At 65.5% G+C, this 12208-nt stretch carries 9 protein-coding genes; 7 read left to right on the top strand and 2 right to left on the bottom strand.

Going from position 1 to position 12208, the window contains the following annotated elements; genetic code table 11:
* Positions 1–140: 140 nt before the first annotated feature.
* Positions 141–1520, bottom strand: coding sequence for a peptidoglycan DD-metalloendopeptidase family protein (locus MTBLM5_RS12635; RefSeq protein ID WP_173976448.1), 1380 nt, complete (start codon positions 1518–1520; stop codon positions 141–143).
* Positions 1521–1784: 264 nt separating this feature from the next.
* Between MTBLM5_RS12635 and serB the strand changes: the two genes are divergently transcribed.
* The gene (serB, locus tag MTBLM5_RS12630; protein WP_173976447.1) at positions 1785–2678 is read left to right on the top strand and encodes a phosphoserine phosphatase SerB; all 894 of its coding nucleotides are present in this window, start codon (positions 1785–1787) and stop codon (positions 2676–2678) included.
* Between the two features lie 57 nt (positions 2679–2735).
* Positions 2736–3314 (top strand): ANTAR domain-containing response regulator, encoded by a 579-nt coding sequence (locus MTBLM5_RS12625; RefSeq protein WP_254431033.1) that lies wholly within the window; start codon positions 2736–2738, stop codon positions 3312–3314.
* Here the strand turns inward: MTBLM5_RS12625 and MTBLM5_RS12620 are convergent.
* A complete protein-coding gene (locus MTBLM5_RS12620; RefSeq protein WP_173976446.1) occupies positions 3311–3904 on the bottom strand; it encodes a hypothetical protein in 594 nt (197 codons plus the stop codon). The two genes, MTBLM5_RS12625 and MTBLM5_RS12620, sit on opposite strands and share 4 nt — an antisense overlap.
* Before the next feature lie 377 nt (positions 3905–4281).
* On the opposite strand from MTBLM5_RS12620, the gene MTBLM5_RS12615 reads away from it, so the two are divergent.
* From MTBLM5_RS12615 to nirB, 5 genes are all read left to right on the top strand, one after another.
* Positions 4282–5676, top strand: coding sequence for a CmpA/NrtA family ABC transporter substrate-binding protein (locus tag MTBLM5_RS12615; protein ID WP_173976445.1), 1395 nt, complete (start codon positions 4282–4284; stop codon positions 5674–5676).
* A 132-nt stretch (positions 5677–5808) separates the two neighbouring features.
* Positions 5809–6894: an ABC transporter permease gene (locus MTBLM5_RS12610; protein WP_173976444.1), complete on the top strand. Its 1086-nt coding sequence runs from the start codon at positions 5809–5811 to the stop codon at positions 6892–6894.
* Positions 6895–6910: 16 nt separating this feature from the next.
* Positions 6911–8569: an ABC transporter ATP-binding protein gene (locus MTBLM5_RS12605; RefSeq protein ID WP_173976443.1), complete on the top strand. Its 1659-nt coding sequence runs from the start codon at positions 6911–6913 to the stop codon at positions 8567–8569.
* Between the two features lie 16 nt (positions 8570–8585).
* Positions 8586–9758 (top strand): CmpA/NrtA family ABC transporter substrate-binding protein, encoded by a 1173-nt coding sequence (locus tag MTBLM5_RS12600; protein ID WP_173976442.1) that lies wholly within the window; start codon positions 8586–8588, stop codon positions 9756–9758.
* Positions 9758–12208 (top strand): nitrite reductase large subunit NirB, encoded by a 2451-nt coding sequence (nirB, locus tag MTBLM5_RS12595; RefSeq protein ID WP_173976441.1) that lies wholly within the window; start codon positions 9758–9760, stop codon positions 12206–12208. Before MTBLM5_RS12600 ends, nirB begins: the two co-directional genes overlap by 1 nt.

The raw sequence follows: 12208 nt of genomic DNA, 5'->3' as shown, positions 1-12208 counted from the left end.
GCGCAAAAATCGAATGGAAACAGCGCGTTATGCGGATACGCGTGGATGGCCGGGTCAAGCCCGGCCATGACGACGAGCGGTGTGGATGGAGCCGCGAAAATTTAACCGAACAGAAGTGGATCAAGTTCGGGGGCGGCGCCCTAATTCGTCAGTGACCCCGGCTTGGTCCCGCTGGCCATGGCCAGGCGGGACGAGGGCGGAATCTTGGACATCAGCGTCTCGGTGTCCTTCTTGATGCCCTTGAAGCGGTCCAGCTCGCGGCCGGCCAGCTTGGTGTTGGTCGGCATCTTGACCGACAACGGGTTGATCTGGGCGTGGCCCTGCAGCACCTCGTAATGCAGGTGCGGGCCGGTCGAGCGGCCGGTCGAGCCGACGAAGCCGACGATCTGTCCTTGTGACACGCGGCGCCCGTTATGGACGCCCTGGGCGATGCGGCTCATATGGGCATAGGCGGTGGCGAAGCCCGAGCCGTGGCGGATGCGGACGTAATTGCCATAGGCGCCGTTGAAGCCGGCCATCTCGATGGTGCCGTCGCCGGCGGCCTGGATCGGCGTTCCCACCGGCACCGCGAAATCGACGCCCTTGTGCATCTTGGTGAAGCCCAGGATCGGATGGTTGCGCATGCCGAAGCCGGAACTGATCTTGGCGCCGTCGACCGGGGTCTTCAGCAGGGCCTTCTTGATGCTTTCGCCCTTCTCGTTGAAATATTCGACGGTGCCGCCGTCGGTCTCGAACCGGTACATGGCGATCGGCTTGCCCGACAGGCTGACCGAGGCGAACAGCATCTCGCCGGTGCGCACCAGCTTGCCCTTGGTGTCGTAATAGCCCTCGAACATCACCTCGAAGCCGTCGCCCGACTGGATGTCGCGCTGGAAATCGACGTCGTAGGACAGCGCCTTGATCATCGCCATCACGATCGGGATCGGCACGCCGGTCGATTGGGCGCTTTCGAACAGGCTGGAACGGATCTGGCCGACATAATGGGCGATTTCGCGGCTGACCTGGCGCCGGCTTTCCTTGCCCATGAAGGTGCCGCCGCCGCCGCGCAGGGCGAAGACTTCGCGGATCGGGTCGGCGTTCAGCGAGACTTTCTGGAAATCGCCGTGGCCGAAGCCGTGCGGCGAGCTGTCGAAGGTCACCTGAACCTTCTGGCCGGCCTTCAGGGCGCGCGGGTTGAAAACCGCCCGCAGGGCGTCGATGGCCTGGGTGGCTTCGGCGCTATCGACGCCGGCGCGGATCAGCACGTCGCCCAGCGTATCGCCCGAGGCGACCTGGACGTTGCGTTCGACCGGGCGGCCGGCGCGGTCCTCGAGCTCGCTGTCCGAGGCCAAGCCATCGGCCAGGGCCTGGCCCTCGGCCTCGTAATCGATATAGACCGGCCGCACCGGGTCCAGGGGCTGATTGCCCTCGACGAAGCGAACCAAGGGTTTGGCGGCGAACATCGCGATGACGCCAAGCACAGCGACGACACCGAAGGCTTTCAATGTTCGTTTGATCTTGCCGGTGACCAGACAGCCCAATGGCCGGCTCCCCTTGGAGTGCAAGCGATTCCGGTTTATGCCAGCTTCACCGGGGCGAAGGCAAGAATTTCCGCCTGTTCTGGTCGTTTGACTTTGGTCTGGGTGGGGGCTGTTTATGGTGATTGATGCTGCTCGAAATTAGTCTAAGTCCGAGATCGCGAATCTTTCCAGACAGATAGCGTCGCAAGAGCGGCACTTGCCACGCCGCGCGCGGCACATTAAAGCTTGTCCGCTTTCGCCGCAGCCCACGAAGGTCATTCTTCCATGGATCACGTCCTTACCCTCATCGCCGGCACCCAGGCGGAGCCGCTTTCCGACAGCCTGATCGCCGACCTGCGCCGCCAGTTGCACGGGTTGGGCGCCGATGTCGGCCAACCCGATTGGCTGGCTGTGGGCCGGGCCGTCGATATCGCCTTCGGCCATCTCGCCGCCGAGCAGGCTGACGGCGCGGCGCGCAAAATCCTGGCCGGCGCCCCGGTCGACGTGGTGGCGCAAATGGCCGAGGGGCGCAAGAAGAAGCTGCTGGTGGCCGACATGGACGCCACCATGGTCCAGGGCGAGACCCTGGACGAACTGGCCGAATTCGCCGGCATCAAGGACCGCATCGCCGCCATCACCGCCCGGGCGATGAATGGCGAGCTGGGCTTCGAAGCGGCGCTCAAGGAACGGATCGGCCTGTTGTCGGAATTGAAGGAATCGGCGCTGGAAAAGTGCTGGGCCAAGGTCGAATTGATGCCCGGTGCTCAAGCATTGGTGCGCACCATGAAAGCTGGGGGCGCGGCGGCCGTGCTGGTGTCGGGCGGTTTCACCTTCTTCACCTCGCGGGTGCGCGAACTGTGCGGTTTCGACGAGGACCGCGCCAATCGCTTCATCTTCCAGAAGGGCAAGCTGGCCGGGGTGGAAGAGCCGATCCTGGGCCGCGAGGCCAAGCTCGCCACCCTGCTGGCCAAGGCCGGCGAGATGCGCATCCCGCTGTCGGCCACCCTGGCGGTCGGTGATGGCGCCAACGACTTGGACATGATCAAGGCCGCCGGCCTGGGTGTTGCCTATCATGCCAAGCCGGTGGTGGCGGCCGAGGCTCGGGTGCGGATCGACCATGGCGACCTGACCGCGCTGTTGTTCGCGCAAGGTTGGCGTCTGGACGAGTTCGTTTCCTGATACGATCTGGCGTGGTGCTTGCATCGCATCCACCGATAGACAGGGTGCGGAGTGACGATGGGCCTGCGGGTCATCCTGGTTGACGACGAACGCGAACGGGCAGAATCCGTTCGCATCGCGCTGGATGCCAACGGCTTTCAGGTGGTGGCGGTCGTCGCCACAGGGTCGGGGCTGGAAGCCCAAGTGCGCGCCCTGGCCGCCGACATCATCATCTGCGACATCGACGCCCCGGACCGCGACACCCTGGAAGACATGGGCCGGGTCAGCCTGGACCAGCACCGGCCGGTGATCATGTTCGCCCAGGACGGCAAGCCGGAAACCATCAAGGCGGCGATCGAGGCTGGCCTGGCCGCCTATGTGGTCGATGGCCTGAAGCCCGAGCGGGTCCGCCCGGTGGTCGATGTCGCCATCGCCCGCTTCGCCCAGTTCCAGGAATTGCGCGGCGAGCTGGACAAGGCCCGCGCCACCCTGGCCGAGCGCAAGCTGGTCGAGCGGGCCAAGGGCATCTTGATGAAGCGCCGCGGCATCGACGAGGAAGCCGCCTATGCCCAAATGCGCGGCATGGCGATGAACCAGAAGCTGCGCCTGATCGACATCGCCAACAAGATCATCGAGGCGGCGGAATTGTTGGGCTAATTCAGCCGCCGGGCGATGTCGGCCGGATCGGCCGGATAGTCGGCGGAAACGGGCGGGCATTCGAAGCTATTGGCCGGCTGCGCCCATGGCTGGTTGACGAAGACCTGCCAGCCCTTGGGATTGGCGCCGTATTGTTCCGGCCCGGCCGGGTTCTTGCACAAATCGACCGACACCGACTGGCCCGGCCCGATCGCCACCACCGCGCCGGCCTTGACCGTGCAGGTCGCCACCCAGGTCAGGTCGTTCCAGCTCAGGCAGATTTCGTAATCGTTGCGATAGCTGCTGACCGCGCCCCTGGGCGGGTCGAACGACCACCACGAGCCCAGGCGGTTGGTCTGGCCGCTGGCATTGACCTTGGTCGGTCCGCTCCACAGGCGATAGACCGGCAGATCGCGGGTCAGCCGGACCACCTGGACCTCGGATACGCCGCCCTGACCGGGCGCCTTCTTGACCTGATCCAGCGGCACCGTGCCATAGGCCGGATCGGACGGCGACAGCACCTCGATGGCCGAACGCCAGGGCGGGCCGGCATCGGGCGTGGCGCAGGCAGAGACCAACAGCAGGATGGTAAGGGCGGTCAAGGCGCGCATGGTACACCTTATGGAACGTTGAGTTCCAAAAGTAAGCCCGTAAAAAGAGAATTTGTCCAGAGGGCGCAGTGCCTGCCTAAAAAATAGTCTGTACAAAACCTGCAGCTTAAAAAATAGACACTTGTCCGGAATTGGTCTTCGCAAATGCGGCGGAATTCCGCCAATCTCGGCTTGGCACGCTGTTTGCCTCTAGGAAGGCGAGCGGCACCGCCTCAACGGCGAGGGGGTTGCCCAAACAGATAGACGGCCCCTTGGGGCCCGAAGGGAACAACGGCGTTCCCGTGGATCGGTCAGGCCATATGGCCCGACCAGACCCGCGGGGACGCCGTTTTTTTGTGCTTTCGCCACACCGGACGACACGACGAAGGGTAACGGACATGACAGCCAAAGCAGCGTTTCTGAAGTGCAGCCGAAAGATCGGCCTGGGTCTGGCGGCCGCCGCCTTCCTGGTTCCGATGGTCGCCCAGGCCGGCCCGAAGCTGGAAAAGGACGAGTTGAAGCTGGGCTTCATCAAGCTCACCGACATGGCGCCCTTGGCCATCGCCAAGGAAAAGGGCTTCTTCGAGGATGAAGGGCTGTTCGTGACCCTCGAGCCGCAGGCCAACTGGAAGGTGCTGCTGGATCGCGTCATCTCGGGCGAGCTGGACGGCGCCCATATGCTGGCCGGCCAACCGCTGGGCGCCACCATCGGCTTCGGCACCAAGGCCGATGTCGTCACCGCCTTCTCGATGGATCTGAACGGCAACGGCATCACCGTCTCGAACGACGTGTGGGCGGCGATGAAGCCGTTTCTTCCCAAGGACAAGGACGGCCGTGTCGCCCACCCCATCAAGGCCGACGCCCTGAAGAAGGTGATCGACAAGCTGAAGTCGGAAGGCAAGCCCTTCAACATGGGCATGGTCTTCCCGGTCTCGACCCACAATTACGAACTGCGTTATTGGCTGGCCTCGGGCGGCATCCATCCCGGCTTCTACTCGCCGGAAAACATCACCGGCCAGATCGGTGCCGACGCGCTGTTGAGCGTGACGCCGCCGCCGCAGATGCCGGCCACCCTGGAAGCCGGCACCATTTCGGGCTATTCGGTCGGCGAGCCGTGGAACCAGCAGGCGGTGGCCAAGGGCATCGGCGTGCCGGTGATCACCGATTACGAGATCTGGAAGAACAACCCGGAAAAGGTGTTCGGCGTCACCAAGGAATGGGCCGCCAAGAACGCCAACACCCATGTCGCCCTGGTCAAGGCGCTGATCCGCGCCGGCAAGTGGCTGGACGAGAACAACAACGCCAACCGCGCCGAGGCGGTCAAGATTCTGGCCAAGCCGGAATATGTCGGCGCCGATCCGCAGGTGATCGCCAACTCGATGACCGGCACCTTCGAATACGAGAAGGGCGACAAGCGCCCGGTGCCCGACTTCAACGTGTTCTTCCGCTATTACGCCACCTATCCCTATTACTCGGATGCGGTGTGGTACCTGACCCAGATGCGCCGTTGGGGCCAGATCACCGAGGGCAAGCCGGACAGCTGGTATGCCGACATCGCCAAGAAGGTCTATCTGCCCGACGTCTACAACCAGGCCGCCAAGGCGCTGGTGGCTGAAGGCAAGGCCAAGGCCGACGAGTTCCCCGCCGCCACCGACGGCTATCGCCCGGCGACCGCCGACTTCATCGACGGCATCGCCTATGACGGCAAGAAGCCCAACGCCTACCTGGAAAGCCTGGCCATCGGCCTGAAGGGTGGCCAGACCGTGACCGGCAACAAGGTCGCCGGCAAGTAAGCCCTGGCCGTCATGGCCGGGCTTGACCCGGCCATCCACGCACGGCGAAGCCGCTTTCGGCAGCATGGACCCCCGGGTCAAGCCCGGGGGTGACGACAGAAAGACAGACGTGAAACGATGAAGGACGCTCCCATGACCAGCATCAGCCAAACCGCCGGCCCCGCGCCCGCTCAGCCGACCAAGGTGCCGTTCACGCGCAGCCCCGCTTTCACCCGCGCCGCCCATATCCTGACGGTGGCCGGCCTGGGCTGGATCACGCCGCTGGTCCGTATCCTGGCCGGCGACAATCCGCGCCAGCAGATGGGCGAGCTGTGGCGCCAGTTGGGGGTGCCCCTGGCCGCCATCCTTTTGTTCCTTCTCGCCTGGGGGACGCTGGCCCCGAAGGTGCAGACCTCGCTGGGCGCGGTGCCCGGCCCGGCCCAGGTGTGGGAGCAGGTGACGGTGCTGGCCAACGACCATGTCGCCGAGCGGGCCAAGGAAACCGCCTTCTACGAACGCCAGGCCAAGCGCAATGCCGAGGCCAAGGCCGCCGATGCTGGCGCCGACACCAAGGTCCGCAAATATACCGGCAAGCCGACCTATCTGGACCAGATCGCCACCAGCTTGAAGACGGTGTTCATGGGCTTCCTGCTGGCCTGCGTGTTCGCGGTGCCGCTGGGCGTGATGTGCGGCCTGTCCAAGACCGTCAGCGCCGCGCTGAACCCCTTGATCCAGCTGTTCAAGCCGGTGTCGCCGCTGGCCTGGCTGCCCATCGTGACCATGGTGGTCAGCGCCCTTTACGTCTCGGACGACCCGATGTTCGACAAAAGCTTCCTGAACTCGGCCATTACCGTGACGCTGTGCTCGCTGTGGCCGACCCTGATCAACACCGCCATCGGCGTGGCCTCGATCGACAAGGATCTGGTCAATGTCGGGCGCGTGCTGAACCTGTCGACCATCACCACCATCCGCAAGCTGGTGCTGCCTTCCGCGCTGCCCTTCATCTTCACCGGCCTCAGGCTGTCCTTGGGCGTGGGCTGGATGGTGCTGATCGCCGCCGAGATGCTGGCGCAGAACCCGGGCCTGGGCAAGTTCGTGTGGGACGAGTTCCAGAACGGTTCGTCGCAATCCTTGGCCAAGATCATGGTGGCGGTGCTGACCATCGGCCTGATCGGCTTCCTGCTCGACCGCCTGATGCAGGCGCTGCAGGTCACCTTCTCGTTCTCCGCCACCCGCTAAGATCGGAGCTGCCGCCATGGCCATCCTCGAACTGTCCGGCGTTTCGAAGTCCTACGGCCCGACCTCGGTGCTCAAGCATATCGACCTGGCCATCGAGGATGGCGAGTTCATCGCCATCGTCGGGTTCTCGGGCTCGGGCAAGACCACCCTGGTTTCGCTGATGGCCGGGCTGACCAGCCCCGACCAGGGCACCATCACCTTGAAGGGCAAGCCGGTGACCGGGCCGGGTGCCGACCGTGGCGTGGTGTTCCAGTCCTATTCCCTGATGCCGTGGCTGACGGTCGAGGGCAATGTCGCCCTGGCGGTCGATGCCACCATGAAGGGGGCGTCCAAGGCCGAGCGGGCCGAGGCCTTGAAGAAGTACATCGCCATGGTTGGCCTTTCGCACGCCGTCGATCGCCGCCAGGCCGAGCTGTCGGGCGGCATGCGCCAGCGGGTGGCGGTGGCCCGCGCGCTGGCGATGCGGCCGGAAATCCTGCTGCTGGACGAGCCGTTGAGCGCGCTGGACGCCCTGACCCGGGCCAAGCTGCAAGACGAGATCGAGGCGATCTGGTCGGGCGACAAGAAGACGGTGGTGCTGATCACCAACGACGTCGATGAAGCCCTGCTGCTGGCCGACCGCATCATCCCCTTGAACCCCGGCCCGGGCGCCACCCTGGGGCCGGCCTTCAAGGTGACGCTGCCGCGCCCGCGCGACCGCGCCGCCATCAACCACGATCCGGAATTCAAGCGCCTTCGCGCCGAGATCACCGAATATCTGATGGGTGTCGGCCTCGAGCGCAGCGCCGGGCTTGAAACCCGCGATCTGCCCAACGTCACCCCCATCACCCAGATGCCGCCCAAGGCCTATCAGCAGGCGGCGGCCCAGGTGAACAACCCCGAGCGTTATCTGGAATTCTCGCAGCTCAAGAAGATCTACTCGACGCCGAAGGGGCCGCTGACGGTGGTCGATGGCTTCGACCTCAAGATGGCCAAGGGCGAGTTCATTTCGCTGATCGGCCATTCCGGCTGCGGCAAGTCCACCGTGCTGACCATGACCGCCGGCCTGACCGAGGTGTCGGAAGGCGGCATCATCCTCGACGGCCGCGAGGTCTCGGTGGCCGGTCCAGACCGCGCCGTGGTGTTCCAGGCCCCCAGCCTGTTCCCCTGGTTGACCGCCATCCAGAACGTGGCGCTGGGCGTCGATCGCGTCTATCCCCACGCCAGCACAGCCGAACGCTTCGACATCGTCGCCTATTACCTGGAACGGGTCGGTCTGGGCGATGCCATGAACAAGAAGGCGTCCGAGCTGTCCAACGGCATGAAGCAGCGGGTCGGCATCGCCCGGGCCTTTGCCCTGTCGCCCAAGCTTTTGCTGCTGGACGAGCCGTTCGGCATGCTCGACAGCCTGACCCGGTGGGAATTGCAGGAAGTGTTGATGGAAGTGTGGGCCAGGACGCAAGTGACCGCCGTCTGCGTCACCCACGACGTCGACGAGGCGATCTTGCTGGCCGACCGCGTGGTGATGATGACCAACGGCCCCAATGCCCGGATCGGCAAGGTGCTGGACATCGACATCCCGCGGCCGCGCACCCGGCGCGCTCTGCTGGAACATCCGCGCTACTACGAATATCGCGAGCAGGTCTTAAGCTTCCTCGACGAATACGAACACGGCGCCCACGCCAAGGCCGGCTGAGGAAAGGGGAAACATCATGGCTGTCGAACGCAACCGTCTGAAGCTGGGTATCGTCCCCCTGATCGACTGCGCGCCGATCGTGGTCGCCAAGGAACGCGGCTTCTTCGCCGAAGCCGGCCTGGAGGTCGAGATCAGCCGCGAGCCCAGTTGGGCCAACATCCGCGACAAGCTGGCGGTCGGCGCCCTGGACGGCGCCCAGATGCTGGCGACCATGCCGCTGTCCATGAGCCTGGGCCTGGGCGCCATCCGCGCCCCGGTCCTGGCGGTCGCCGGCCTGAATCTGGGCGGCAACACCATCGCCCTGTCGGCCGGCCTGGCCAAGCGGATGGAAGATCACGGCGGTTTCGACGGCCCTGCGCTCAAGCGGGTGATCGATGCCGACCAGGCCGCCGGGCGCCTGCCGATGGCCTTCGCCATGGTCTATCCGTTCTCGACCCATCATTACGAACTGCGCTATTGGCTGGCCGCCGCCGGCATCGACCCCGACCGCCATATCCGCCTGACGGTGGTGCCGCCGCCGCAGATGGTCGGCCATCTGTCGGCCGGCAACATCTCGGGCTTCTGCGTGGGCGAACCCTGGGGCACCCTGGCCGCCGGCATGGAACTGGGCCGCATCGTCGCCACCAGCGACGACATCTTCGCCAATCGCCTGGAAAAGGTGCTGGGCGTCACCCGCGCCTTCGCCGAGGCCAACCCCGAGACCGTCACCGCCATGATCAAGGCGGTGGTGGCCGCCGCCCGGTGGTGCGACCACAACCCGGCCGAACTGGCCGAGATCTTGTCGCAGCCGGCCTATGTCAACGTGCCGCTGGATGTGGCCCGGCGCTCGCTGGAAGCGCCCAGCCGCCCGGTCTTCCACGCCCATGCCGCCAACTTCCCGTGGCGCAGCCAGGCCTTGTGGTTCCTGAGCCAGATGCAGCGCTGGAATCAATTGGGTGCGGGCGTCGACACCCGCCGCGTCGCCGAAGACGTCTACCGCCCCGACCTTTATCGGCTGGCCGCCCTGGAAATGGGGCTGCCGGTGCCGCTGGTCGATCACAAGACCGAGGGCAGCCATGCCGGACCGTGGGTCCTGGACAAGGCCACCGCCCCCATCGCCATGGGCGCCGACACCTTCCTGGACGGCGCTCGCTTCGACCCCCTGGCCGCGCCGAAAGCTGACGCGCAGGCGCTGAAGGAGACCAAGTGATGAACGCTCAACCCCGCAGCCGACTGGTGGTCATTGGCAACGGCATGGCCGGCATGCGCACCGTCGAGGAGTTGCTGGCCATCGCCCCGGTGCGCTATGACATCACCGTGTTCGGCGCCGAGCCGCATCCCAACTACAACCGCATCATGCTGTCGTCGGTCCTGGCCGGCGAGAAGGGCGTCGATGACATCGTCATCAATCCCCGCCAGTGGTACGCCGACAACCAGATCACGCTGCATACCGGCGATCCGGTGGTGTCCATCGACCGCGCCGCCAAGACGGTGACCGCCGCCTCGGGCCTGGTGGTGGCCTATGACAAGCTGCTGATCGCCACCGGCTCGAAGCCGTTGATGCCGCCGCTGCCGGGCCTGGACCTGCCGGGCGTGGTCGCCTTCCGCGACATCCACGACGTCGACAAGATGCTGGCCGCCGCCAAGGCTGGTAGCCGCGCCGTGGTGATCGGCGGCGGCCTGCTGGGCCTGGAAGCCGCTTGGGGCCTGAAGCGCCAGGGCATGCCGGTGGCGCTGGTCCATCTGATGCCGACCCTGATGGAGCGCCAGCTTGATGTCGAGGCAGGAAGCATGCTGCAGCGTGACCTGACCGATCGCGGCCTGCATTTCTTCACCTCGGGCCAGACCGAGGAAATCACCGGCACCACCCACGCCCAGGGCGTCAAGCTGGCCGACGGCCGCTTCGTGCCGGGCGAGTTGGTGGTGGTGGCCATCGGCATCCGCCCCAATGTCGATCTGGCCAAGGCCGCCGGCCTGGCCATCAATCGCGGCATCGAGGTCGGTGACGACATGGCGACCTCGGACCCCGATATCTTCTCGGTCGGCGAGTGCGTCGAACATAACGGCCAGGTGTTCGGCCTGGTGGCGCCTTTGTGGGAACAGGCCAAGGTCTGCGCCGCCCAATTGGCCGGCGACCGCGCCGCGTCCTATGTCACCCCGGCCCTGTCCACCCGGCTGAAGATCACCGGCATCGACGTGTTCTCGGCCGGTCAACTGACCGCCCAGGACGAGGCCGATTCGGAAATCGTCTTCCGCGACGCCGCCAAGGGGGTCTATCGCAAGCTGGTGATCCGCGAGGACCGGCTGGTCGGTGCGGTGATGTATGGCGACGTCGCCGACGCCAATTGGTACTTCCAACTGCTGCGTCAGGAAACCGATGTCAGCCCGATGCGCGACCGCCTGATCTTCGGCCAGCAATTCGCCGATGCCTGCTGCGGCGGCGCCAAGGGGGGCATGGATGTCGCCGCCATGGCCGACGACACCCAGGTCTGCGGCTGCAACGGCGTCTCGAAGGGGGCAATCGTCAAGGCCATCACTGCCAAGGGCTTGACCAGTCTGGACGAGGTGCGCGCCCACACCAAGGCATCGGCCTCGTGCGGGCAATGTTCCGGCGTGGTCCAGGCCATCCTGGCCCATGTCACCGGCGCCGATGTGGCCGCCTCGGAAGCGATGTGCAAGTGCACCGAGCACGGCCACGCCCATGTCCGCCAGGCCATCGTCGAGCAGGGCTTGAAGACGCAAGGCCAGGTGCGCCAGGCCTTGGGCTGGAAGACTGACGACGGCTGCGCCAAGTGTCGGCCGGCGCTCAATTACTACCTGCTGTGCGCCTGGCCGGGCGAGTATCTCGATGATGCCCGCTCGCGCTTCATCAACGAGCGGGTCCACGCCAACATCCAGAAGGACGGCACCTATTCGGTGGTGCCGCGCATGTGGGGCGGGCTGACCACGCCCGACGAACTGCGCGCCATCGCCGACGTCGCCGACAAGTTCAAGGTGCCGATGGTCAAGGTCACCGGCGGCCAGCGCATCGACCTGTTCGGCATCAAGAAGGAAGACCTGCCGGCGGTGTGGGGCGACCTGAACAAGGCCGGGCTGGTGTCGGGGCATGCCTATGCCAAGGGCTTGCGCACGGTCAAGACCTGCGTCGGCTCGGAATGGTGCCGCTTCGGCACCCAGGATTCGACCGGCCTGGGGGTCAAGTTGGAAAAGCTGTTGTGGGGCAGTTGGACCCCGCACAAGGTCAAGCTGGCGGTGTCGGGCTGCCCGCGTAACTGTGCCGAGGCGACCATCAAGGATTTCGGCATCGTCTGCGTCGATGCCGGCTATGACATCGTGATCGGCGGCAATGGTGGTATCGAGGTGCGCGTCACCGACCAATTCACCCGGGTCGCCACCGAGGTCGAGGTGCTGGAAATCATCGCCGCCCTGATGCAGCTCTATCGCGAGGAAGGCTTCTATCTGGAGCGCACCGCGCCGTGGGTCGAGCGGGTGGGGATGGCCCATATCAAGGCCCGGGTGCTGGACGACGTGGCGGGCCGCAAGGCCCTGGAAGCCCGCTTCCTGTTCTCGCAGAAATACGCGCAGATCGACCCGTGGGCCGAACGGGCCGAGGGTGGCGTCGACGCCCACGAATTCCAACCCCTGGCCGTGGTGGAGTAG

This window comes from Magnetospirillum sp. LM-5 (assembly GCF_902729445.1).
Taxonomy (GTDB): domain Bacteria; phylum Pseudomonadota; class Alphaproteobacteria; order Rhodospirillales; family Magnetospirillaceae; genus Magnetospirillum.
Note: the sequence above shows the minus strand (reverse complement) of the source record. Positions and strands in the feature narration are given on the sequence as shown.

What these genes read in the sequence shown, in the direction of transcription:
- MTBLM5_RS12625 (WP_254431033.1), top strand. Translation starts at nt 2,736, where the DNA reads ATGGGCCTGCGGGTCATCCTGGTTGACGACGAACGCGAACGGGCAGAA.
- nirB (WP_173976441.1), top strand. Translation starts at nt 9,758, where the DNA reads ATGAACGCTCAACCCCGCAGCCGACTGGTGGTCATTGGCAACGGCATG.
- MTBLM5_RS12615 (WP_173976445.1), top strand. Translation starts at nt 4,282, where the DNA reads ATGACAGCCAAAGCAGCGTTTCTGAAGTGCAGCCGAAAGATCGGCCTG.
- MTBLM5_RS12620 (WP_173976446.1), bottom strand. Translation starts at nt 3,904, where the DNA reads ATGCGCGCCTTGACCGCCCTTACCATCCTGCTGTTGGTCTCTGCCTGC.
- MTBLM5_RS12605 (WP_173976443.1), top strand. Translation starts at nt 6,911, where the DNA reads ATGGCCATCCTCGAACTGTCCGGCGTTTCGAAGTCCTACGGCCCGACC.
- MTBLM5_RS12600 (WP_173976442.1), top strand. Translation starts at nt 8,586, where the DNA reads ATGGCTGTCGAACGCAACCGTCTGAAGCTGGGTATCGTCCCCCTGATC.
- serB (WP_173976447.1), top strand. Translation starts at nt 1,785, where the DNA reads ATGGATCACGTCCTTACCCTCATCGCCGGCACCCAGGCGGAGCCGCTT.
- MTBLM5_RS12610 (WP_173976444.1), top strand. Translation starts at nt 5,809, where the DNA reads ATGACCAGCATCAGCCAAACCGCCGGCCCCGCGCCCGCTCAGCCGACC.